This is a genomic window from Muricoccus nepalensis (genome assembly GCF_006438825.1).
Lineage (GTDB): Bacteria > Pseudomonadota > Alphaproteobacteria > Acetobacterales > Acetobacteraceae > Roseomonas > Roseomonas nepalensis.
In genome coordinates this window covers 122228-142716 of record NZ_RCZP01000005.1, presented here as the reverse complement: position 1 = coordinate 142716, position 20489 = coordinate 122228, and the positions used below count along the sequence as shown (strand labels likewise).

Genomic DNA, 20489 nt, shown 5'->3' with positions numbered 1-20489 from the left:
GGCTCCGCCGTCAGGCCGCCTGGATGAACTGGGGGGCGTAGCGGCGGACGTTGTCGACCGTCCACTGCATCTGGCGCCGGAGCAGCTCCGCCGCCTCCGCGCCGCGGCGGGCGAGGGCGGCCTCCTTGATCGCCTCGTGCTCCGCCAGCCGCCCCGGCCCCTGCGGCCGGTGGCGTTGCGACAGCAGCCGGTAGCGCTCCATGTGGTCGTAGAGCAGGCCGCGCATGTGCAGCAGCCAGCGCGACCCGCAGGCGGCGACCAGCGCCTGGTGGAAGTCGCGGTGCAGCGCGACCCACTCCTTGAAGTGCGCCGTGCGCTCGGCGCGCGGAAGGGCTTCGATGCCGGCCAGCCGGTGGAAGGCCAGCACCACGCCCTCCTCCCAGTCCTGGCCGCCGCGCTCGATGGAGGAGAGGATCGCCCGCTGCTCGAACTCCATCAGGAGGGTGGAGACGTCCCGGAGGTCCTCCTCCGAGACGGGCGCCACGCGGAAGCCCCGGTTCGCGTCCACCTCCACCATGCCCACCGAGGCCAGGTGCGACAGCGCCTCGCGCAGCGTGCCGATGCCGACGTCGTAGGCCTTCTGGAGCTCGGCGAAGCGCAGTCGCGCGCCGGGGGCGTAGTGCCCGTCCAGGATGTCGGCCTGGAGCTGGTTCAGGACGGTCTGGCTGACCAGCACCGCGGGCGGGGCGGCGCTCCGGGGGGCGACCCTCGCGGGCATGGCTTGGAAAACCTTCTGGGAAGGGCCGACTGTGGCGCCGCCCGCCCCGCGCCTCAAGGGTCCCCGCCTCAAGGACCCTCGGCCGGCGCGGGCGACTTGACCGAGTGCCAGGCGAGGAGCCGGGGCTCCGCGCCGCCGCGGTAGACGGCGGTGTAGATCATGCGCGCGCGGACGGAACCGCCGGGCCGCTCGATCTCCGCCTCCGCCTCGCCGAAGACAAGGCCGAGCGTGCCCTCCTGCCGCACCTCGCGGGCGAGGGCCTCGTAGCGGCGGTAGCGGCGCTCGCCGCTGCGCAGCTTGCGGAGGAACTCCGCCTTGCCCTCCACGGCGCCGTTGGAGTGGACGAAGCGCAGGTCGTCCGCGATCAGCCGGTCGAGCGTCGCGAGGTCGCCCGCGATCATCGCGCGGAAGCGCTCGTCCTCCCGGGCGAGGAGCGTGGCGTCGCCCATTGCCGTCAGCTCGCGTCCGGCAGCTGGAGCCGGTGCATCTCGAGGAAGGCCTGCGACGGCGGCAGGCCCCAGACGTCGCGCGGCAGGCCGACCCAGGTCTTCGGCCGCTGCGGCCGGTCGCGGTGCCAGGGCCGCGGGTCCCAGAAGCCCAGCGCCTCGTCCGTCATGCGGTCGAGGTCGTAGAACATCTCGATCGCGTTGCCGTCGGGGTCGCGGTGGTACATCGCCACGTTGTGGCCCGGCCCGTGCCGCACGGGCCCCCAGAGGACCGTCGCCTTCTGCCCGCCGAGGATGTCGCAGGCCCGGTGCATGTGCGCGGCGTCGCGGAGCTCGAAGGCCAGGTGGTGCATCCGGGCGTCGGGGCCGCGGGTGAAGTTCACCGTGTGGTGCTCGTGGCTGCAGCGGAGGAACACGAAGCGGTCCTCGATCCAGTCCGAGACGCGGAAGCCGAGGCGCTCCGCGTAGAAGCCGGCGGTCGCCGCCGGGTCCGGCGCGTGGCACGCGACATGGCCGAGCTTCAGCGGCGCCACGCCCGGCAGCGGCTGGCGGTTGTCGTGGAAATGCGGGCCGGCATGGAGCTCGATCACCCGGCCATCCCCGTCCCGCGCGCGGAGCGCGAGGGGGCAGCCGGGCGCGCTGTCGGACACCCGCTCGGCGGAGAGCCCGGCGTCCCGCAGGGCGCGCGCCGTTTCCTCCGCGTCCAGCGCGGGCGAGAGGTCGAAGGCCAGGCGGCACAGGCCCGGCGGCGAGCCCTCCTCGAGGACGATCGCGAGCTGGCCGGCCTCCGTCGCCAGGAACGCCCGGCCGCGCTCCCGCCCCACCTCGGCAAGGCCGATGACGTCGCGGTAATAGGCGAGCTGCCGCTCGAGGTCGGGGGTGGCGAGGGCGAGGAACCGAAGGCGCTTCACCGGAAGCATGCGCGGGCCCTCCGGCGGTCGGATCGTTCCCTCGGACCGGCAGGTCTCATCCCTCTTCCCCTCGGACGCCGCGGCCCGGACGAAGCCGGCCCGCGCTCCTGATAGCCAGCCACCGGCACCGCGTCTATCGAAACATCGCCGATCTTCGAATATCTGGCCCGCTGCGCCGAGGGGCGGACCGCCCGCGCTTCCCCGACTCGACCGCGCGCCGGGCGCCCCGCCAACGCCGGTCAGCCCCGCGCCCGATCCCGGCCCAGCACCTCTCGCGTCAGCGCGGCCCCGGCGGCAATGGCCCGCTGGATGCCGTGCGGCGCGACGGGGCGCCCGTCCACGTCCGCCGGTGAGACGGCGCTCAGCACGACCCTCCGGTCCGGTTCCGGAAGGCTGTCCCACAGGCGGAGCGGCTCCTCCGGCCATTCGTCGCGCGCGTCCGGCGGCATGCGTTCCCTCCCGGTTCCCGCCCGGCGGGTGCCCGTCCCGGACCGGGGCGGGGGTGGCGGCCGGAAAAAGCTAGCCGTGGGTGGAACGGACGCAAATTATCTTGCGATCATGCTTACTCACGAGATAGTGAGCGTTCTGTGGATGCCTTGTTGTCGCGAGAGGAACCAGGACGATGAGCAGGGGTGACCAGGGTCTGGACGAGATCCGCATCGTGGTGGAGCGCGGGGGCTTCGGCCAGAACAAGTGGCGGTGGCGCCTGGCCAATGACGGCGGCCTCGCGATCGGCCTCGGCAGCGGCTTCAAGAGCGCCGAGGACGCCTACCGCGCCGCCCACCAGAAGATGCTCGACCTGCGGGTCAGCAAGGACGGGGACCGGATGGGCGGCTCCAGCCGCCGCTGACCCCGGGGACGCGGTCGGCCGGGCCGGGGCTTCAGCCCGCCGGCCCCGCCCCGCTGCGCGCCCGGGCGGCGAGGGCCGCGACGGCGGGCGCCCCGGAGCTCGCGGGCGCGACCTCCAGCCCCGCCTCCTCCGCGTCGCCGTCCCGGCCCAGCCGCCCGACCACGCGGAAGGCGACGAGGGCCGCGGCCGTGCCGAAGAGGGCCGAGGCCGCGACCTGCGCGACCAGCACGCCGCCCGGCCCGTAGCCCACGCCGAGCGCGACGAAGGGGATCGTGCCCAGCGTCGCCCGCCCCCAGTTGAACAGCGTGGACAGCAACGGGTGGCCGAGGTTGTTGAAGGCCGCGTTCGCCACGAACAGCGCGCCCGTGAACAGGAAGCCCCCGGCCAGCAGGTTGCAGAACAGCCGGATCAGCGCCGCCGTCTCCCCCGTGGCCGAGAAGGCCGCGACGACGAGGTCCTGGCAGGCCCAGAGCACCGCCCAGGCCGCGAGCACGGCGGCCAGCACCACCAGCATGCTGTCCCGCAGCACCGCGCGCACCCGGTCCGGCCGCCCGGCGCCCAGGTTCTGCGCCATGATCGGCCCCACCGCCCCGCTGAGCGCGTAGACGATGCCGAAGGCGACCGGCGAGAGCCGCTCGATCGTCGCCTGCCCGGCAATGGCGGCCGGGCCGAAGGTCGCGATGGCCTGGGTCACCCAGGCCGAGGCCACCGGCGTCGCCAGGTTGGTCAGCACCGCGGGCGCGGCCACCGCCATCACCCGCCGCGCGTCGGAGGCCAGGGAGGCCACCCGCAGCCGCCCAACCAGCGCGTGCCGCCGGGCGGCGCTGTGCCAGGCGAGACCCACCAGCACCAGCCGCGAGGCCAGCACCCCGACCGCCGCCCCGTCCAGCCCGAGGTCGAGCGCGAAGATGAGCACCGGGTCCAGCGCGGCGGTGGTGACGGCGGCGAAGAGGGTCACGTTCATCGCCCGCCGCGCGTCGCCGACCGAGCGGAGCAGCGCCGAGAGCCCCATCCCCGCCGCCAGCAGCGGCACCGTCGGCGCGGTGAGGACGAGGTAGCGCGCGGCCAGCCGGTGCGTCTCGCCGGTCGCGCCCAGCCAGTCGAGCAGCGGGTTCACCGCGGCCACGGTGGCGAGCCCGATGAGGACCATCACCCCCACCATGAGCGCAAGGCCCGAGGCCGCGACCCGCCGCGCCTCCTCCCGCTCCCCCGCGCCGATCGCGCGCGAGACGACGGCGCCGAGCCCGATCGACAGGCCGATCCCGACGCCGATCTGGAAGAAGCCCACCGCCCCCGCGAAGCCCACCGCCGCCGCCACCGGCCGCTCGCCCAGCCGCGAGATGTAGAACAGCGCGAGGAGGTCGACCGCGAAGACTGCCACGAGCCCCACCGCCCCGGTGCTGGCCATCACCAGGACGTGCCGCAGGGTGGAGCCCGTCACGAAGCGCCCCGCGGGGAGGGGCCGCGCGGCGGAGGGGGACGGGCGGGGGGGCTGCATCCGCGCCCTCTAGCACGCCCCCCGCCCCGGGGCGCCCACCCCCCCCCGCGCGTCAGCCGGCGCGGGCCCGCTTGTGCCGCGGGCGGGCGCGGGTCCAGAGTTTCCCTCAAGGCGCGGCGAACGCGCGGCGAGGGGAGGGCGCATGGCGACCAGGATCACCTTCCGGGTGGACGGGAAGGACGAGACCGTCACGGTCGATCCCGACATGCCGCTGCTCTACGCCCTGCGCGACGACCTCGGCCTCGACAACCCGCGCTTCGGCTGCGGCCTCGCCCAGTGCGGCGCCTGCACCGTCCACCTCGACGGCGTGCCGACCCGCTCCTGCGTCACCCCAACCTCGGCGGCCGAGGGGCGCGCGGTGACGACGCTCGCCGGCCTCGGCACGCCCGAGCGCCCCCACCCGGTCCAGCAGGCCTACATCGACGAGCAGGTGCCGCAATGCGGCTACTGCATCAACGGCTGGATCATGACCGCCGCCGCCTTCCTCCGCGACAACCGCGACCCCAGCGAGGCGCAGATCCGCGAGGCCCTGACCGGCCTCAAGTGCCGCTGCGGCACGCACATGGCCATCCTGCGCGCGGTCAAGCGCGCGGCGAGCCTCGCGTGAGGGGCGCGCCATGACCCTCCGGCTCTCCCGCCGCGCCGCGCTCCGCGCGACCGGCGCCCTCGTTGTCACCGTCGCCGCGGCGCCCGGCGAGGCGCCGGCGCAGCCCGCCGGGGCGGGCGCCCCCCTCTCGCCGCTGCCGCCGCCCGGCCGGCTCGCCTCCTACGTCGCCGTCCACGCCGATGGCACCGCGACCGCCTTCTTCGGGAAGATCGACGGCGGGCAGGGGCTCGACGTCGCCATCGCCCAGATCGTCGCGGAGGAGCTCGACCTCCCGCCCGCGCGCGTCCGCGTCGTCATGGGCGACACGGCGCGCACGGTGAACCAGGGTGGCGCGAGCAACGCCTCGGGCGTGTCCCAGGGGGCCGTGCCGCTCCGCAACGCCGCCGCCGAGGCCCGGCTGATGCTCGTGGAGATGGCCGCGGCCCGCCTCGGCGTGCCGCCCGGCGCGCTGCGCGTGGAGGACGGCACCGTGAGCGTCGCCGCCGATCCCGCCCGCCGGGTGACCTACGAGGAGCTGATCGGCGACCGCCGCCTGGACGCCGAGCTGCGCTGGAACGGCCGCTACGGCAACGACCTGAACGTGGAGGGCAGGGCGCGGCCGAAGCCCATCGCCGACTACAAGGTCGTCGGCACCGCCGTGCCGCGCCGGGACATCGCGGAGAAGGTCTTCGCCCGCCACGCCTACGTCACGGACATCCGCCTGCCGGGCATGCTGCACGCGCGCATGCTGCGCCCGCCGGTCGCGGGGGCGAGGCCCGTCGCCGTCGACGAGGCGCCGCTGCGCGCCATCCCCGGCGCCCGCGCCGTGTGGAAGGAGGGCTTCCTCGCGGTCGCGGCCCCGCGCGAATGGGACGCGATCCGCGCGGCGGCGGCGCTGAAGGTCACCTGGTCCGAGGCCGCGCCGCCCTTCCCCGAGCAGGCCGCGCTCTACGACCACATCCGCAACGCGCCCGCCACCAAGCGCGGCGTGCCCCTGCAGGAGGGCGACGCCCCCGCCGCCATCGCCGGCGCCGCCCGGGTCGTCGCGGCCGAGTACGAGTGGCCCTTCCACTCCCACAGCAGCATGGGGCCTGGCTGCGCGGTCGCGGACGTGCGGCCGGAGGGCGTGCGCATCTGGACGGGATCCCAGAAGCCCCACGCCGTGCGCGACGGGGTCGCCAAGTTCCTCGGCGTGCCGCCGGAGACGGTGCACGCCGTCTGGGTCACCGGCCCCGGCTCCTACGGCCGCAACGACGCGGGCGACACCCCCTTCGACGCCGCCTTCCTCTCCCGCGAGCTCGGCGCCCCCGTCCGCGTCCAGTACACGCGCCACGAGGGCCACGGCTGGGACACGAAGAGCCCCGCCTCCGTCCAGCGCGTCCGCGCGGGGCTCGACGCCGAGGGGCGGGTGGTCGGCATCACCTTCGAGAGCAAGGCCTTCTCCCGCACCAACATCGCGACCAGCGAGGCCGACCCCCGCGACAGCCTGGCCAGCCAGGTCCTGGGCGGCGGGCTGAACCCGCAGGACACCTACCTCTTCCCCGGCGACTTCGTGCCGACCGAGCCCTACGCCTTCCCCGCGCGCCTCATGGCCTGGGAAACCATCCCCCCGCTGCTCGACCGCGCCTCGCCGCTGCGGACCTCGCACCTCCGGGACCCCCTCGGGCCGGAGCTGATCTTCGCGGCCGAGAGCTTCGTCGACGAGCTGGCGGCGGCGACCGGCGCCGACCCCGTCGAGTTCCGCCTCCGCCACCTGCGGGAGGAGCGGGACATCGCCGTCCTCCGCGCCATCACGGAGCGGGCGGGCTGGGAGCCGCGCCCGGCCGGCCCCCGCGGCGCGCCCGGCGACCGCGCCCGCGGCCGCGGCGTCTCCCTCGCCCGGCGCGACGGCACCGTCGTGGGCCTCGTCGCCGAGGTCGAGGTGGACCGGGGCAGCGGCGCCATCCGCGTCAGGCGCATGGTGGTCGGGCAGGACTGCGGCCTCATCATCAACCCCGACGGGCTGCGCCGCTGCGTGGAGAACGCGCTCATTTACGGCACCAGCCGCGCGCTGCGGGAGGAGGTCACCTTCGACCGCAACAACGTCACCAGCGTGGACTGGGCGACCTACCCCATCCTCGACGTCGCCGAGGCGCCGGAGGCGGTGGAGGTGGTCCTCATCAACCGCCCCGACATCCGCCCGACCGGCGCGGGGGAGCCCGCCGTGCGCACGGCCGGCGCCGCCATCGCCAACGCCGTCTTCGACGCGACCGGCGTCCGCCTCCGCCGCGGCCCCTTCACGCCCGAGCGCGTGCGGGCCGCGCTCGCCGGGGCCTAGCGGTGCGTCGGTGCCCCGCCCTCGCGGCCGCCCTCCTGGCAGCCCTCCTCCCCGTGAGCGCCGGGGCGCAGGACGCCGCGCGTCTGGGGGAGGGCGGGCCGCCGACCACCCTCATCACCCCCGGCCGCGAGACCCGGCACATGGGGCAGGGGCCGGCCGCCGCGACCCGCAGCCCCGTCTCCACCCCCGCGGCCTCCGCCCCCTCCGCGGGCGGCGAGCGGGCGCCGGGACGCGACCCCGGCACCGCCCAGCGGCCGACGCCCGACCAGTCCCGCTAGCGGATGGGCGCCCGCGGCAGCACCGCCTCGCCCGGCTCCATCGTGAAGGTGTAGTCGAGCGAGTACCAGGGCGCCGCGACCCCGGGCTCGGACGGGTGCGGCCCGTCGTGGCGGCGGTAATCCCCGATCAGCGCTCGCGTCACGCCGAACTGCACGTCCGTCTCGAGGCAGGGGTCGTCCGCGGCGTAGACCTGCGAAGTCAGCGTCTTGAACCCCTCCTTGAAGACGAGGGCGTGGACATGGGCCGGGCGGTAGGGGTGGCGGTCCTGCATCGCGAGGAGCCGGCCGACCACGCCGTCCGTCGGGATCGGGTAGCCCGCCGGCCGGATCGAGCGGAACCAGAACCGCCCCTCCGCGTCGGTCGTGAACTTCCCCCGCAGGTTCATGTCGGCCTGCGCGGGGTCCTGGTTCTCGTAGAGCCCGACCGGGGAGGAGTGCCAGACGTCCACCTCCGCCCCCGCGATGGGGTGGCCCTGCCGGTCCTGCACGCGCCCCGTCATGAAGAGCGCGTCGCCCGAGGTTGGGGAGCGCAGCAGCGAGCCGCCGTTCTCCACCCGCGGCGAATCGAGCCGCCAGAAGGGGCCGAGCAGCGACTGCGAGGTCTCCGTGCTGCCGTTGTCGCCGTTGTTCAGCAGGCAGACGAGGGAGGAGACGCCAAGCGAGCCCGACATGAGCACCATCTCGTTGTGCGTGTCCGTCGTCCGCTGGCCGATCTCGTTGAGAATGGCGTTCGCCTGGCGGAACTCCGCCTCGGTCATCCGCACGTCGCGGACGAAGCCGTGCAGGTGCCGCACGAGCGAGACCATGATCTCGCGCATCCGCGGGTCACGCGTGCGCTCCATGACGGCCAGCACCGCCGCGGTCACGTCCTCCTGACTCCGCAGGATCATCGCTCGCCCTCCTCCACGCCCACCGATCATGCCACGGCGCCGGCCCCCGGGAAGCGGTGCCCCTTAACGCCCTGGTAGGGGGGCAGGAGTTACCACCCCGCAGGGGGACGGATCGCGCGGCACCCCCGGAACTTCCCCTCCCATCGGAGTGCAAGCGGATGATCGGTTGGGTGCCCTATCTCCTCAGCGCCTTCCTCGAGGAGACCGCCGGCCCGGCTGTCCGCGGCGAGATCCTCGCCGAGGCGGGCTTTGACCCGAACGAGGCGTTCCGCATCGACGCGGGCTACGCCGACCGGCAGTGCCGCCGCATCCTCGACGCCGCCTGCGCGCGCCTCGGCCTGTCCGAGGAGGCCGCCTTCGCCGCCTTCGCGCCCTTCTTCCTCGATCGCTCGCGCACGATGTTCCCCGCCTTCTTCAACCGGCGCCCCCGGGTGCGCGACTTCCTGCTGCACCAGCCGGAGGTGCACAACACCCTCGCGGCGGGCCTCAAGGAGGGGCAGCGCGACCACGTCGCGGCCAAGTTCCGGGTCGAGCCGATGCCGGGCGGCGTGCGCGTCTTCTACCGTTCCGAGAACCGCCTCGCCGGCCTCTACGCCGCGGTCGCGTGCCGCCTGGGCGAGGAGTTCGGCGAGCCCACCCGGGTCCGCTACGAGGCGGGCGGGCCAGGGGACGCGGAATGCATCATGGCCGTCGAGGTCCTCGAGCAACCGGCGCAGGCCGCCGCGTGACACCGACTCCGGTCCCGCCGCGGGTCCCGCCATCCACCAGCGAGTCCGACGCCGACCTGCGCAGCGCGGTCGAGGAGATCTGCGGCCAGATCTGCGCGGTGGCGGCGGGCAACCTCGACGTCCGCCTCGACGTGAAGAGCGCCGACCTCTCCGCGCAGAAGCTCGCCATGCTGGGGAACGCCGTGCTGCACGTCGCCCGGCGCGCGATCGCGCTCTCGGAGAGCAGCAAGCGGGACCTCGCGCTCGCCCACGAGATGGCGCGCCTCGGGACATGGCAGGCCGAGCTCCACGCCGGAGTCGAGAGCTGGACCTGGTCGCCGGAGCTCTACCGCGTCCTCGGCCTGGATCCCGCGCGGGGCCCCGCGGGCCGGGAGGAGTACCACGCGCTCGTCCATCCTGCCGACCGCGAGGAGGTGGAGGCCGCGCACCGGCGCGCCCGCGCGGGCATGGCCGAGGCCTATGAGTGGCGGGCGGTCTGCCCGGACGGGCGCGAGCGCCGGATCTGGACCGAGGTCCGGCCGCGCCAGGAGGGCGGGGCCGTCCACGCGCTCCACGCCGTTTGCCAGGACGTCACCGAGCGCCACGCGGCCGAGGCGCGCATCCGCTACCTCGCCGAGCATGACGGCCTCACCGGCCTGGCCAACCGCGCCGTGCTGCGCGACCGGCTGGAGGAGGTGCTGAAGCATCGCCGCCGCCGCCGCGGCCAAGCGGCGGAGGTGGCCGTGCTCTGCATAGACCTCGACGGCTTCAAGGAGGTGAACGAGCTGCACGGCCACGAGGCCGGGGACGTCCTCCTCATGGAGGCCGCGCGCCGGCTGTCGAGCCTCGTCCGGAGCGGTGACACCGTCGCCCGGCTTGGGGGCGACGAGTTCGCGATCGTGCAGGTCGGCAACGAGCAGCCCGGCGCCGCCGAGCCCCTGGCGGCGCGCCTGGTGGCCGCCCTGGGCCTGCCCTATGTCAGCGGCAAGGCGACGATCCGGAACATCGGCGCCTCCATCGGCGTCGCCGTCGCGCCCGCGGACGGGGAGGCGGTCGACGCGCTGCTCGCCGCCGCCGGCACCGCGCTCCAGCGCGCCAAGGCGTCGGGCGGCAGGCGGTCCGTCTACTACCACCCGGCCATGGAGCGGGAAGCGCGCGAGCGCCGCGCGCTCGAGGCCGATCTCGCGGCCGCCGTGTCGCAAGGCGAGATGTCGGTGGCCTACCAGCCGCTCGTCGACGTCGGCACGCGACGCGTCCTGGGCTTCGAGGCGCTGCTTCGCTGGCGCCACCCCGCGCGCGGCATGGTGCCGCCCGACGTCTTCATCAGTGTGGCGGAGGCGAACGGCAGCATCGTCGCCCTCGGCGAATGGGCGCTCGAGCAGGCCTGCGCCGAGGCTGCCCGCTGGCCCGTGCCGCTCTTCGTTGCAGTCAACGTCTCCCCGGTGCAGGTGCAGCGGGGCCCCGTCTTCGCCGAGATGGTCGAGCGCGTCCTGGCGCGGACCGGCCTGCCGCCGGCGCGGCTGGAACTCGAGGTAACCGAGGGCGTGCTCATCCGCGAGACGGACGCCGCCCTCGAGGCGCTCCGCCGCGTGCGCGCGCTCGGCGTGCGAATCGCGCTCGACGACTTCGGCACGGGCTACTCGTCCCTTGCCACGCTCCAGGCCTTCCCCTTCGACAAGATCAAGGTCGACCGGCGCTTCGTGGCCGGGCTCGGAGGAGGGTCCGCGCAGGACGCGACGATCGTCCGCGCCGTGCTCGGGCTAGCCCGCGGCCTGGGCCTGCCCGTCGTGGCCGAGGGGGTCGAGACGGAGGAGCAGCTCGAGGTCCTGCGGGCCGAGAGCTGCGCGGAGGCGCAGGGATGGCTCTTCGGGCGACCCGGTCCGGCCGCTGCACACCTAGCGCTGGAAGCGCCCGCCGCCGCCTGAACCCGCCGCCCCTCGGGCGGACGGCCATCCGGCGGCGCTCCTCCGGCCGTGGTTGCCAGCGAGGCACAAACCCCTGAGAGGCACAAAGCTCCGAATCGCAAATCCCGGGCCCGCCTGCCGATGCGGCAGCCGAAGCCCGGGATGGATGTGCTCTACCGTGTCCGCCGTTGGCCCGGCGACGCCCGCCGGCCGTGCCGGCCGCGACGCCCGGCACGGCAAGGGCGGCGCGGCGGGTGCCTGCCCGCTCGCGCCGCCCCTGGCCGAAGCCGCTGCCTCAGCGCGCCTCGATGCCGCTGCGCGTGGCGACGATCTCCGAGGTCTCGCAGATGTTCACGCGCATCAGCTCGGCGTTCTCGCCGTTCGCCCAGACGATCTTGAAGTCGTAGCTACCGCCGCGCCCGCCGGGCGTGTAGTTCACCGCGCGGCCCGGCGCGACGACGTTCTCGCCGAGGCGGTCACGGCCCCAGTCGGGACGCGAGGAGGGGCCGAAGTAGAACTCGTTCACCGTCGCGCCCGAGTTGTTGCGCAGCGTGAAGCGCGTGTCGCAGCCCTGCGCCAGGCTGGGGCCGGCCGCGGCCGCGAGCAGGGCGGCGGCGAGAACGAAGCGTCGAAGCATCCCAAGGTTCCTTATGATGATGCTGACGCACACCGTCCGGCGAAGGCGTCAGAGGCACCACCTTGGACCCGCGGTATTAACAGGCCGTTTCGACAAAAGAACATCCCCGCCTCGGAGGGAGGCGGGGATGCGGGTCGCGTCCGGGATGCAGCCCCCGGTCAGGGAATGCGGGTCAGGCCATGCCGGTCAGGGCATGCGGATCTCCGTCGGGCCCTGGGTCACCCGGTTGAGCTCCTGGTAGTCCCGCAGCATGGAGGCGCCGTAGAGCGGCTTGTAGGCGCCCTGGTGGCAGGTGGTGCAGTTCGCCTTCAGCGGGTCGCCCTGCGGCCCCAGCCGGTTCGCCGGGAAGACCGGCTGCAGGGTCTGGATGTAGTTGGTGTTCACGTCGCGCAGCATGTTGATGCCGTGCCAGGCGGTCACCCGCTGCGGCGTGCTCTCCTCCCAGGAGGAGAACTGCTGCGTGTTGTGGCAGTTCGTGCAGCCGACGCCGAGGGCAGTCGAGAAGTGCATCATCAGGGAGTAGGTCCACTCCGTCTGCTTGGTCGAGCTGTAGTTCCCGGCCGGCAGCGGCGTGCGGCCCTGCACGCGGATCGGCTCCGCGCCCATCAGGAAGGGCGTGAAGGGGTCGAGGGGAAGCGAGGCCTGCCCGGCGGCGGCCGAGGGGCGGTTCTGGCCCGTCGCCGTCTCCGCGAAGCCGTTCGTCCAGCTCTGGTTCGCCGGCTGCGCGGCCCAGACGTTCTGGGGCACCGGGTTGCCGCGGTGGCAGGTGTAGCAGGTCACGCCGGTCACCCCGACATGGCTCGCGTACTGTGCGTTGATCTGCTGCGTCATCTGCAGCATCCGGCGCGCGACCACCTTCGTGTAGACGGAGTCCTCGGCGAAGTTCTCGAGGTTGTGGCAGTAGCCGCAGCCGCCGTTCTGCACCTTGTCCTCGGGCGAGACCCAGGCCGTCATGGCCTGCATGATCCGCCCGAACTGTCCGGCGCTGAGGCCGCCCAGCACCTGCACGTTCTGGTAGATCTCGGACGCCCGCGGGTCCTCGTCGTCGGCGGGCTCGATGACCTCCGGCAGCACCTGCAGGGCGGCCTGCACCTCCAGCATGCGGGGGTTGTAGACCAGCTCCATGCCCGTGCCGCGGAAGCCCCGCTGCACGGAGACGACGGGCGGCCGCTCGAAGGTGAGCAGCACCACCGCGGCGGCCACGAGGAGGGCGGCGCCCGCCCCGATGCCGACGATCAGCCGAGAGTTCATCGACCTGCTCCCAGGACGGAGGCCGGGTCCACCATCGGCGGATACACGGCGGGGTAGGAGGGCGCGTAGCCCTGCTTGATGGCCCAGAGATACCAGTTGTCGACCACCGTCCCAGTCAGGAGGATGCCGATGCCGCCCGCGATGGGGCAGAGCACCGCGAACCACCAGGCCCAGCGATGGATGGACTCGAAGGTCGCGTTGAAGCCCATCGTCCAGCGCCAGAAGATGGCGCAGCGCTCATGCGCGGTGCCGCGGTCGATCACCTGCTCCACCTCGCGCTCCGAGCCGAAGCGCCCGGCGGCGAGGATGGTCGCGCCGTGCATCGCGAAGAGAAGCGTCGAGCCGTAGAGGAACACGATCGAGAGGGCGTGGAACGGGTTGTAGAAGAGGTTCCCGTAGCGGATCGACAGCGCCGCCGTCCAGTCGAGGTGCGGGAAGATGCCGAAGGGCACAGCCTCGCCCCAGGAGCCCATCAGCAGCGGCCGGAAGAGGCCGAGCACGAGGTAGAGCCAGATCGCGGCGCCGAAGGCCCAGGCCGTGTGCGTGCCGAGCCCGAGCTGGCGGGAGCGGCGGTAGATGCGCACCCACCACATGATGATCGACGTCGTCAGGAAGAAGCCGGCCAGCAGCCACCAGCCGCCCTCGGCCAACGGCGGGAAGCGCAGCCCGTAGCCGGGCGCCGGCGGCTCGAGCGCGAGCCAGGGCAGGAGCCGGATGAACTGGATCGGGTTCCACCCCACCGAGGCCCACATGTTGAGCCCGATGATCTCGAAGGCGATGAAGCCGCAGATGAGCGAGACGAGCCCGCTCCAGCCGAGGTAGATCGGCCCCACCTGCGCGTCGCCGAGGATGCCCGCGAGGTGGGAGAAGAGCGGCTTGCCCTCGCGCGGGCCGTCGCCGCGGGAGAAGGGCACGCCGGCATAGGCCGGCCCCCGGACCTGCACGCGGGTGAAGAGATTCTGGTATTCGAGCATCGTCCGTTCCTCCCTTAGCCCATGCGCCAGATCGGCAGGTTCAGCCACCAGCCCCACCACTCCGGCCAGCCGCGCGTCCAGAAGGGCCCGCTGATCACGATGCAGACCGCGCTCCAGAAGCCCGCGCTCAGCGCCACGAACAGGCCGAGCCGGTGGATGCCCAGCGTGCCGATCGAGTAGCCGATGATGTCGCGGTAGAAAGTGTTCTCGTGCTCCGCCGTCTTCACCGCCTCGCCCTTGCGCGGGTTGAGCGCGGCCAGCACCAGCGAGGCGTGCAGCGAGAGCGCGAGCGTGGTGGTGAAGAAGAAGGTCACCCCCAGCATGTGCGCGGGGTTGTAGTGGAAGTGCAGGTACTGGTAGCCGACGTTCGACACCCAGTCGAGGTGGCTCCAGATCCCGTAGGGGAAGCCGTGGCCCCAGGCGCCCATCAGCACGGGCCGCACGACCACGAGCGTGACGTAGGCGAGGATCGCGAAGGAGAAGGCGACGGGGATGTGCAGCCCCATGCCGAGCTTGCGCGCGATCTCCGCCTGGCGCAGCGCCCAGGAGCTGAAGGCGCCGATGGCGCAGATCGTGATGATCTGCCACAGCCCTCCTTCCTTGATGGGCGCCAGCGCCAGCCCGTAGGACAGGTCCGGCGGCGCGATGCTGATCAGCCAGATGTTGAAGGTGCCCTGGAGCGAGGCGCCGTAGAGGATCAGCAGCGTGCCGAGCAGGCTGAAGAAGATCGTCGTGACGCCGAAGAAGCCCACGTAGAAGGGCCCCACCCAGAAGTCGAAGAGGTCGCCGCCGATGAGCGTGCCACCCCGTACGCGGTATTTTTGCTCGTAGCTCAGCATCGCCATCGCCGAACCCTCCTCCCCGACGTCCCGCGGGCGCCCGTCTGCGCATCGCGGCCGAAGGGGCGGCGGCTGGAACCCGTGTCGGGACCCATCCGCCGCCCGGTTTCCAGCGCTATCGCGCCGGCGTGACACCCGGCGCAGGCGCCGGGATGGGCGACATCTGCCCGATCGGGGCGGCCGCGCGCCGCGGGCCCTCCAGCCAGTTGAAGCGGTCGGTGCTGAGCAGGATGAAGTGGATCAGCAGCGCCAGCGTCAGGAGGAAGGTCGCGAGGGCGACCAGCGCCCGGCGGGGATCAAAGAGCAGCCATACACGCCACATGGTCCGGCCTCCTCAGGTCAGCATCGAGGTGATGGTGGTCACCCCGTCGAGCATGGCGCGCGTGTACCCGTCGGGCCCGGGCAGCCAAGGCCGCCATTGCCAGACCAGGAAGTGTGCCACGACCGCGATGACGGTGAAGATGAGGAAGCTCATCACGAAGATGCTGTGGAACTCCCTCGCCTCCGGCTCCGTCAGCCCGGATACGGACACATCCCTTCTTTCCATTTCGGCCATTCAGGCTCCCCTAGTAACGGCGGACTTTCGGCCGCTTGCGCCGCGCAGCTCCCGCGCGGCCAGGATCGCCGTGGCACGAAGGCCGACGACGAGGATCGGCCCGGCGTCTCCGCCAGGCGTCATTCCCGCGGCCGAAGCCGGGGAAATCTCGGGGCCGCTCGGGCGGCCCTGCCAGGGGGCGGTCACGCGACCGCCTCCGTGCCCGCTTCCGCCAGGCAGCGCTCGACGCGCGCGGCGGTGATGCGGGCCTCCCCCTCGCGCCGCGCGGCCGTCTCCACCCGCTCGCGCAGGCGCTTGGCGGCGGAGATGCGCAGCAGGAAGGGCTCGAGCTCGACGCGCGTTGCCACGAGGGCGAGCGCGTCCTCGTCCCACGCCTCGGCCTCGGCCGGCCGCGCGGGGGTGGGGTCCACCCGGTCCAGCTCCGTGCCGAGCGGCAGGATGTGGAAGAGGGCGTCGAACAGCGCGTTGCAGTACTCCTGCAGGAGGTAGGTCGCGCCCGCGTAGCCCATGAAGGGCGTGCCGGTGGCCCGCCGGATGACGGCGCCGGGGAAGGAGGCGGGGATGTAGATCGCCCGGCTCCGCGCCTCGGCCGCGTACATCCGCTCGTTGTAGGAGCCGAACAGAACCAGCGCGGGCTTGCTCTTCACCGCTTCCCGCACCGCCGCGTTGTCGGTCTTCTCGCCGGGCTTACGGGCGAAGGAGAAGGCGCAGGGAATGCCCATCTCCTCCTCCAGGAAGCGCCGGATGCCCTTCACGTAGGTCTCCGTCGCCACCACCGCGAAGGGCGCGGAGCCGAAGAAGTCCTGCGTCACGCTCCGCCAGAGGTCCCAGAGCGGCTTCAGCGTCGCGTGCTTCTCCCGCTCGATGAAGGGCTCGGGATCGACGCCCGCCAGCTCGCCGAGCGCGCGCAGGAAGTTGGTCGTCGCGAAGACGCCGATCGGCGCCTGCAGGTAGGGCTGGCCCAGCTCCTCGCAGAGCTTGCGGCCGAACTCGCGGTAGAGGCAGACATTCACGTCCCCGTCGCCGAGGCGCGGGATGTCCTCGATGTGGGAGCCGAGCGGGAAGGTGAGGTTCACCTCGCAGCCGATCCCCTCCACCAGCCGCCGGATCTCCGCGAGGTCGGAGGGCATGTTGAAGGTGCCGTAGATGGGCCCGATAATGTTGACCCGCGGCTTCGTGCCCTCCGGCCGCGGCTTCCTCACCTTCGGCCGCTTCTTCGCGCCGAACTCCGACCACAGCCAGTTAATGGCGCGGTCCGCGCACTGCCACTGGTCCTCGTCGATCGTGCGCGGGATGAAGCGCAGCAGGTTGCTGCCCTGCGGCGTCACGCCGCCGCCGATCATCTCGGCGATGCTGCCCGTCACCACCACGGCCGGCAGGTCCGGGTCCTGCGTCGCGTTGGCACGGCGCAGCGGGCCCTCGGTGCCGGTCTTGGACAGCGCGTCCTCGTCCAGCCCCGTCACCACCACCGGCAGCTCGTGCGGCGGCAGCGCGTCGGTGTAGTGCAGCACGGCGGTGACCGGCAGGTTCTCGCAGCCCACCGGGCCATCGATCACCGTGCGCAGCCCGCGCACCGCGGTGAAGGCGTAGACGGCGCCCCAGTAGCCGCCAGCCCGGTCGTGGTCGAGGACGAGCATCAGCTTCCCGTCGCCTCCTCGGCCTTGGCGCGGAGCGCCCGCGCGCGCTTCATCCGGTCGCGGAAGCCCGGTGGGTCCTGAGGGGGGGTCTGCCAGCCGTAGCCGGCGCCCTCCTTCGTGCCCACGCCGTTGAAGAAGGAGACCATGCGCGAGAAGCGCTCCGCCCCCCGCGTCTGCGAGGCCACAATCCCCGCCATCGCCCCCGCGCCAGCGGCGCCGAAGAGCGGCCGCGCCGAGACCATGTTCGTGAAGTAGAGCGCCGGCGTCCCCGCCTCCTTCGCCGCCTGCACCAGCGGCGTGGTGCCGAGCGCGAGGTCCGGCCGGACGTCGCGCATCGCGGCCATGTCCTGCTCGAGCGAGGCGCGGTACTGCACGTGCACCCCGCGCGCCTCCAGCCAGTCGCGGTCGGGGTCGCTCCACTCGGTGCGGGGGCAGGCGGTGCCGACATAGGGCACCTCGGCGCCCGCCTCGACCAGCAGCCGCGCGACGAGAAGCTCCGAGCCCTCGTAGCCGGAGACGGTGATGCGCGCCCGGATCGGGCTCGCCTCGATGGCGGCGCGGATGCCCGGGAGCGCCCGCGCCTTGGCCCGGTCCACGGCCTCCGCCGGCACGTTCGCCGCGCGGCCGATCGCCTCGAGCCAGGCCGCGGTACCGTCCAGCCCCACGGGCCCCGAGCCCACCACCGGCCGCCCCGCCGCGCGGAACTCGCGCACGGAGGCCGTGTAGAAAGGGTGCAGCGCCGCCGCGACCGAGCAATCGAGCGCGCCGTAGAGGTCGCGCCACTCCCGCGCCGGCGTCTGCGGCGCAAGAGCCAGGCCCATCGGCGCCAGCATCGCCCCGATGCCCGGCGGGTCGCCCGGGAAGAGCTCCCCGATCGGCGCCACGGTCGGCAGGCCCGGGATCTCGCCCCGCGGCCGCGCGACCGGCCCGGCCTCCGCCTCGCCGCGGGCGTAGCGCAGCATCGCGCCCGCCAGCACGTCCTTCGCCTCCGCGTGCGTCGGCACGCCGAAGCCGGGAACGTCGATCCCGATCACCCGCACGCCGTCGATCTGCTTCGGCAGCAGGTCCAGCGGCACGCCGGAGGCGGTCGGCACGCAGAGATTGATGACGACGATCGCGTCCAGTTCGTCCGGCTTGGCGGAGGCGACGACCGCGTCGCGGATGTCCTCGAACAGCTTGCCCGTCACCAGCGTCTCGGAGTTGAAGGGCACGTAGCCCACGCTCCGCCGCGCGCCGTAGAAGTGGGAGGTGAAGGTTAGGCCGTAGACGCAGCAGGCCGAGCCCGAGAGGATGGTCGCCACCCGCCGCATCCTGAGCCCCACGCGGAGCGACCCGAAGGCGGGGCACATCGATTGCGGCTGGTCGTGCGGCCCGCGCGGGTAGTCTGCGAGCAGCCGGTCCATCGTGCCGCCCTTGCCGGCCGCGCGGGCGGCCGCCTGGAAGGTCTCGCGCCCGCCGTGGCAGGCGCCCTCTTCCTGGGACGCGGGAGGGGGAGGGGCGTCCACGCTCAGCCCCCCTCGTAGATCACTTCGAGGGAGGGCTTCACGAGATCGGTCGTCCCGCACATGTCCTCCATCGTCGCGGGGTCGAGCACGACGCCGCGGCCCACCGCCTCGCCCTTGAAAAGGCCGAGCAGCCCGTCCTGGGTGAGGGGCTTCGGGCGGATCGGCGGCGCACCGGCCACCTGCTCCGCCAGCTCTTCGAAGACGCCCGCCCAAGGGCTGCCGGGGATACCGATGATCTCGTAGTTCGCGCTCTTGCGGCGGATGTCCTCGTCGGCGGGGATGGCCGCGAGCACGGGGATGCCCACCGCCTCCGCGAAGGCCTGCGCCTCGCCGGTGCCGTCGTCCTTGTTGATCACGAGGCCCGCGACGCCGACGTTGCCGCCGAGCTTGCGGAAGTAGTCCACCGCCGAGCAGACGTTGTTCGCGACGTAGAGCGACTGCAGGTCGTTCGAGCCGACGACGATCACCTTCTGGCACATGTCGCGCGCGATCGGCAGGCCGAAGCCGCCGCAGACGACGTCGCCGAGGAAGTCGAGCAGCACGTAGTCGAAGCCCCAGGAATGGAAGCCGAGCTTCTCGAGCAGCTCGAAGCCGTGGATGATGCCGCGCCCGCCGCAGCCGCGGCCGACCTCGGGCCCGCCCAGCTCCATGGCGAAGACGCCGTCGCGCTTGAAGCAGACGTCGCCGATCTGCACGGCCTCGCCCGCCGCCTTCTTGCGGGACGAGGTCTCGATGATCGTCGGGCAGGCGCGCCCGCCGAAGAGGAGGCTCGTCGTGTCGCTCTTGGGGTCGCAGCCGATGAGCAGCACGCGCTTGCCCTGCTGCGCCATCATGTAGCTCAGGTTGGCGAGGGTGAAGGACTTGCCGATTCCGCCCTTGCCGTAGATCGCGATGATCTGCGTCTCCTTCTTCGCCGGCTCGGTCGAGGGCGCGTCCGGCTCGATGGCCGCCTCGAGGCGCAGCGCCTCCGTCATGGCCGAAGCCTCGGGCGCGGCGGGGCGGGTCTGGGCGTTCATGCGGCGTCTCTCCAGTCGAGAACCATCTTCAGGCACGCCGCATCCCCGAAGGCGGTGCGGTAGGCGTCGCCCGTGTCGGCCGCGGCGCGCCGGTGGGTCACGAGCCCCTCCAGCGAGAGGCGGCCCGAGGCGACGAGGGCGGTGGCGCTCGCGAGGTCGGCGGGCTTCCACTCGGCGGCGACGCGCAACCGCGCCTCGCGCATGAAGGCCGGGGCGAAGCTGAACTGCAGCGGCTTCGCGTAGAAGCCGGCCAGCACCACCTCGCCCTCCGGCCGCAGCCGGGCGATAAGGCCGTCGAGCGCGGCGGCGTCGCCGCTCACGTCGTGGATGCGGGCGTAGTCGCGGCGCGGGTCCTCGTCCGGGTGCATCACCGCGTAGCCCGCGGCGCCCGCCTGGCGGGCCGCGTCCCGCTCCCACACGGTCGGGCTTCCGCCCGCCAGCACGACGAGCCGCGCGAGCAGCCGGCCCAGCACCCCGTGGCCGACGATGAGATCCGGCAGCCCGCCCGCCAGCGCGTGCTGCGCCGTGGCGGCCAGCGCCAGCAGCACGCCCTTCTCGCCGAGGCCCTCCGGCACGGGCACCGCCCGCTCGCCGGGAAGAACCAGCCGCGCCGCGCTGCCGCCGAAGAGGCTGCGCACCGGCCCGAAGCAGCGCGCGCCGCCGACGAAGACGCTCTCGCCCACGCGGCGGCCCGAGAGCGGCCCCGCCTCGACGACGCGGCCGACGGACTCGTAGCCGGGGACGAGGGGGTAGCCCATGCCGGGGAAGGCGGGCATCGCGCCCGACCAGAGCAGCCGCTCGGTTCCGGTGCTGATGCCGCTGAAGTCGACATCGACGACCACGTCGGCCTCTCCGGCGGGGGAGAGGTCGAGGCGGTGGAGCGCGATGCGCTCCGGGCTGCTGAGGAGGACGGCGACGGTGTCCACGTTGGGACCCTTCTTGGCGTGTGTGTCAGGCTAGCATTACTCA

The 20489-nt window shown here is 73.4% G+C and carries 22 protein-coding genes; 6 read left to right on the top strand and 16 right to left on the bottom strand.

The window, feature by feature from the left end:
* Positions 1-10: 10 nt before the first annotated feature.
* The 4 genes from EAH89_RS08220 to EAH89_RS08205 all read right to left on the bottom strand — a co-directional run bounded on the left by EAH89_RS08220 (position 11) and on the right by EAH89_RS08205 (position 2524).
* Positions 11-718, bottom strand: a complete 708-nt coding sequence (locus EAH89_RS08220; protein ID WP_140882319.1) for an FCD domain-containing protein — start codon at positions 716-718, stop codon at positions 11-13.
* A 68-nt stretch (positions 719-786) separates the two neighbouring features.
* Positions 787-1167, bottom strand: a complete 381-nt coding sequence (locus EAH89_RS08215) for a nuclear transport factor 2 family protein (RefSeq protein ID WP_140882318.1) — start codon at positions 1165-1167, stop codon at positions 787-789.
* A gap of 5 nt (positions 1168-1172) precedes the next feature.
* Positions 1173-2084 carry a VOC family protein gene (locus EAH89_RS08210; RefSeq protein ID WP_140882317.1) on the bottom strand — a complete coding sequence of 304 codons (912 nt, stop codon included), beginning with the start codon at positions 2082-2084 and terminating at the stop codon, positions 1173-1175.
* Positions 2085-2314: 230 nt separating this feature from the next.
* Complete coding sequence (locus tag EAH89_RS08205) at positions 2315-2524, bottom strand: hypothetical protein (protein ID WP_140882316.1); 210 nt, start codon at positions 2522-2524, stop codon at positions 2315-2317.
* A 173-nt stretch (positions 2525-2697) separates the two neighbouring features.
* Here EAH89_RS08205 and EAH89_RS08200 point away from each other — a divergent pair, with 173 nt between their 5' ends.
* Positions 2698-2925, top strand: a complete 228-nt coding sequence (locus EAH89_RS08200) for a hypothetical protein (protein ID WP_140882315.1) — start codon at positions 2698-2700, stop codon at positions 2923-2925.
* Between the two features lie 31 nt (positions 2926-2956).
* Here the strand turns inward: EAH89_RS08200 and EAH89_RS08195 are convergent, their stop codons facing one another.
* Positions 2957-4423: an MATE family efflux transporter gene (locus tag EAH89_RS08195; RefSeq protein ID WP_140882314.1), complete on the bottom strand. Its 1467-nt coding sequence runs from the start codon at positions 4421-4423 to the stop codon at positions 2957-2959.
* Positions 4424-4565: 142 nt separating this feature from the next.
* On the opposite strand from EAH89_RS08195, the gene EAH89_RS08190 reads away from it, so the two are divergent.
* From EAH89_RS08190 to EAH89_RS08180, 3 genes are read left to right on the top strand one after another with little or no spacing between them, the layout of a single operon-like run.
* Positions 4566-5030 carry a (2Fe-2S)-binding protein gene (locus tag EAH89_RS08190; RefSeq protein ID WP_140882313.1) on the top strand — a complete coding sequence of 155 codons (465 nt, stop codon included), beginning with the start codon at positions 4566-4568 and terminating at the stop codon, positions 5028-5030.
* Positions 5031-5040: 10 nt separating this feature from the next.
* Complete coding sequence (locus EAH89_RS08185) at positions 5041-7326, top strand: xanthine dehydrogenase family protein molybdopterin-binding subunit (protein WP_140882312.1); 2286 nt, start codon at positions 5041-5043, stop codon at positions 7324-7326.
* Between the two features lie 2 nt (positions 7327-7328).
* Entirely contained in the window at positions 7329-7604 is a 276-nt protein-coding gene (locus EAH89_RS08180; RefSeq protein WP_140882311.1) for a hypothetical protein, read from the top strand.
* Here EAH89_RS08180 and EAH89_RS08175 read toward each other — a convergent pair.
* Positions 7601-8494, bottom strand: a complete 894-nt coding sequence (locus tag EAH89_RS08175) for a dioxygenase family protein (RefSeq protein WP_140882310.1) — start codon at positions 8492-8494, stop codon at positions 7601-7603. The genes EAH89_RS08180 and EAH89_RS08175 overlap by 4 nt on opposite strands.
* A 170-nt stretch (positions 8495-8664) precedes the next feature.
* Between EAH89_RS08175 and EAH89_RS08170 the strand changes: the two genes are divergently transcribed.
* Both EAH89_RS08170 and EAH89_RS08165 read left to right on the top strand, forming a co-directional pair.
* The gene (locus tag EAH89_RS08170) at positions 8665-9222 is read left to right on the top strand and encodes a heme NO-binding domain-containing protein (RefSeq protein WP_161993506.1); all 558 of its coding nucleotides are present in this window, start codon (positions 8665-8667) and stop codon (positions 9220-9222) included.
* Positions 9219-11126 carry a putative bifunctional diguanylate cyclase/phosphodiesterase gene (locus EAH89_RS08165; protein ID WP_161993505.1) on the top strand — a complete coding sequence of 636 codons (1908 nt, stop codon included), beginning with the start codon at positions 9219-9221 and terminating at the stop codon, positions 11124-11126. The genes EAH89_RS08170 and EAH89_RS08165 overlap by 4 nt, the downstream gene beginning before the upstream one ends.
* A gap of 274 nt (positions 11127-11400) precedes the next feature.
* Here the strand turns inward: EAH89_RS08165 and EAH89_RS08160 are convergent, their stop codons facing one another.
* From EAH89_RS08160 to bchC, 10 genes are all read right to left on the bottom strand, one after another.
* A complete protein-coding gene (locus EAH89_RS08160; protein ID WP_140882307.1) occupies positions 11401-11742 on the bottom strand; it encodes a hypothetical protein in 342 nt (113 codons plus the stop codon).
* A 186-nt stretch (positions 11743-11928) separates the two neighbouring features.
* Complete coding sequence (gene pufC / locus EAH89_RS08155; protein WP_140882306.1) at positions 11929-12993, bottom strand: photosynthetic reaction center cytochrome PufC; 1065 nt, start codon at positions 12991-12993, stop codon at positions 11929-11931.
* On the bottom strand, positions 12990-13967 hold the full coding sequence (gene pufM / locus EAH89_RS08150) for a photosynthetic reaction center subunit M (RefSeq protein ID WP_140882305.1): 978 nt from the start codon (positions 13965-13967) through the stop codon (positions 12990-12992). The genes pufC and pufM overlap by 4 nt, the downstream gene beginning before the upstream one ends.
* Positions 13968-13981: 14 nt before the next feature.
* Positions 13982-14812 carry a photosynthetic reaction center subunit L gene (pufL, locus tag EAH89_RS08145; RefSeq protein WP_140882304.1) on the bottom strand — a complete coding sequence of 277 codons (831 nt, stop codon included), beginning with the start codon at positions 14810-14812 and terminating at the stop codon, positions 13982-13984.
* A 109-nt stretch (positions 14813-14921) separates the two neighbouring features.
* Positions 14922-15128, bottom strand: coding sequence for a light-harvesting antenna LH1, alpha subunit (gene pufA, locus EAH89_RS08140; RefSeq protein WP_140882303.1), 207 nt, complete (start codon positions 15126-15128; stop codon positions 14922-14924).
* Between the two features lie 12 nt (positions 15129-15140).
* Complete coding sequence (gene pufB, locus EAH89_RS08135) at positions 15141-15338, bottom strand: light-harvesting antenna LH1, beta subunit (RefSeq protein ID WP_408906288.1); 198 nt, start codon at positions 15336-15338, stop codon at positions 15141-15143.
* A 206-nt stretch (positions 15339-15544) separates the two neighbouring features.
* On the bottom strand, positions 15545-16999 hold the full coding sequence (gene bchZ / locus EAH89_RS08130) for a chlorophyllide a reductase subunit Z (protein WP_140882302.1): 1455 nt from the start codon (positions 16997-16999) through the stop codon (positions 15545-15547).
* Positions 16999-18504, bottom strand: a complete 1506-nt coding sequence (bchY, locus tag EAH89_RS08125; protein WP_241666912.1) for a chlorophyllide a reductase subunit Y — start codon at positions 18502-18504, stop codon at positions 16999-17001. The genes bchZ and bchY overlap by 1 nt, the downstream gene beginning before the upstream one ends.
* A gap of 2 nt (positions 18505-18506) precedes the next feature.
* Entirely contained in the window at positions 18507-19520 is a 1014-nt protein-coding gene (locus EAH89_RS08120) for a chlorophyllide a reductase iron protein subunit X (RefSeq protein ID WP_140882301.1), read from the bottom strand.
* Entirely contained in the window at positions 19517-20446 is a 930-nt protein-coding gene (gene bchC, locus EAH89_RS08115; RefSeq protein WP_140882300.1) for a chlorophyll synthesis pathway protein BchC, read from the bottom strand. The genes EAH89_RS08120 and bchC overlap by 4 nt, the downstream gene beginning before the upstream one ends.
* Positions 20447-20489 lie beyond the last annotated feature (43 nt).

What these genes read in the sequence shown, in the direction of transcription:
- EAH89_RS08210 (WP_140882317.1), bottom strand. Translation starts at nt 2,084, where the DNA reads ATGCTTCCGGTGAAGCGCCTTCGGTTCCTCGCCCTCGCCACCCCCGAC.
- EAH89_RS08185 (WP_140882312.1), top strand. Translation starts at nt 5,041, where the DNA reads ATGACCCTCCGGCTCTCCCGCCGCGCCGCGCTCCGCGCGACCGGCGCC.
- EAH89_RS08195 (WP_140882314.1), bottom strand. Translation starts at nt 4,423, where the DNA reads ATGCAGCCCCCCCGCCCGTCCCCCTCCGCCGCGCGGCCCCTCCCCGCG.
- EAH89_RS08190 (WP_140882313.1), top strand. Translation starts at nt 4,566, where the DNA reads ATGGCGACCAGGATCACCTTCCGGGTGGACGGGAAGGACGAGACCGTC.
- pufM (WP_140882305.1), bottom strand. Translation starts at nt 13,967, where the DNA reads ATGCTCGAATACCAGAATCTCTTCACCCGCGTGCAGGTCCGGGGGCCG.
- pufL (WP_140882304.1), bottom strand. Translation starts at nt 14,812, where the DNA reads ATGGCGATGCTGAGCTACGAGCAAAAATACCGCGTACGGGGTGGCACG.
- pufC (WP_140882306.1), bottom strand. Translation starts at nt 12,993, where the DNA reads ATGAACTCTCGGCTGATCGTCGGCATCGGGGCGGGCGCCGCCCTCCTC.
- EAH89_RS08120 (WP_140882301.1), bottom strand. Translation starts at nt 19,520, where the DNA reads ATGAACGCCCAGACCCGCCCCGCCGCGCCCGAGGCTTCGGCCATGACG.
- bchZ (WP_140882302.1), bottom strand. Translation starts at nt 16,999, where the DNA reads ATGCTCGTCCTCGACCACGACCGGGCTGGCGGCTACTGGGGCGCCGTC.
- EAH89_RS08205 (WP_140882316.1), bottom strand. Translation starts at nt 2,524, where the DNA reads ATGCCGCCGGACGCGCGCGACGAATGGCCGGAGGAGCCGCTCCGCCTG.
- EAH89_RS08175 (WP_140882310.1), bottom strand. Translation starts at nt 8,494, where the DNA reads ATGATCCTGCGGAGTCAGGAGGACGTGACCGCGGCGGTGCTGGCCGTC.
- EAH89_RS08215 (WP_140882318.1), bottom strand. Translation starts at nt 1,167, where the DNA reads ATGGGCGACGCCACGCTCCTCGCCCGGGAGGACGAGCGCTTCCGCGCG.
- EAH89_RS08160 (WP_140882307.1), bottom strand. Translation starts at nt 11,742, where the DNA reads ATGCTTCGACGCTTCGTTCTCGCCGCCGCCCTGCTCGCGGCCGCGGCC.
- EAH89_RS08220 (WP_140882319.1), bottom strand. Translation starts at nt 718, where the DNA reads ATGCCCGCGAGGGTCGCCCCCCGGAGCGCCGCCCCGCCCGCGGTGCTG.
- EAH89_RS08200 (WP_140882315.1), top strand. Translation starts at nt 2,698, where the DNA reads ATGAGCAGGGGTGACCAGGGTCTGGACGAGATCCGCATCGTGGTGGAG.
- pufA (WP_140882303.1), bottom strand. Translation starts at nt 15,128, where the DNA reads ATGTGGCGTGTATGGCTGCTCTTTGATCCCCGCCGGGCGCTGGTCGCC.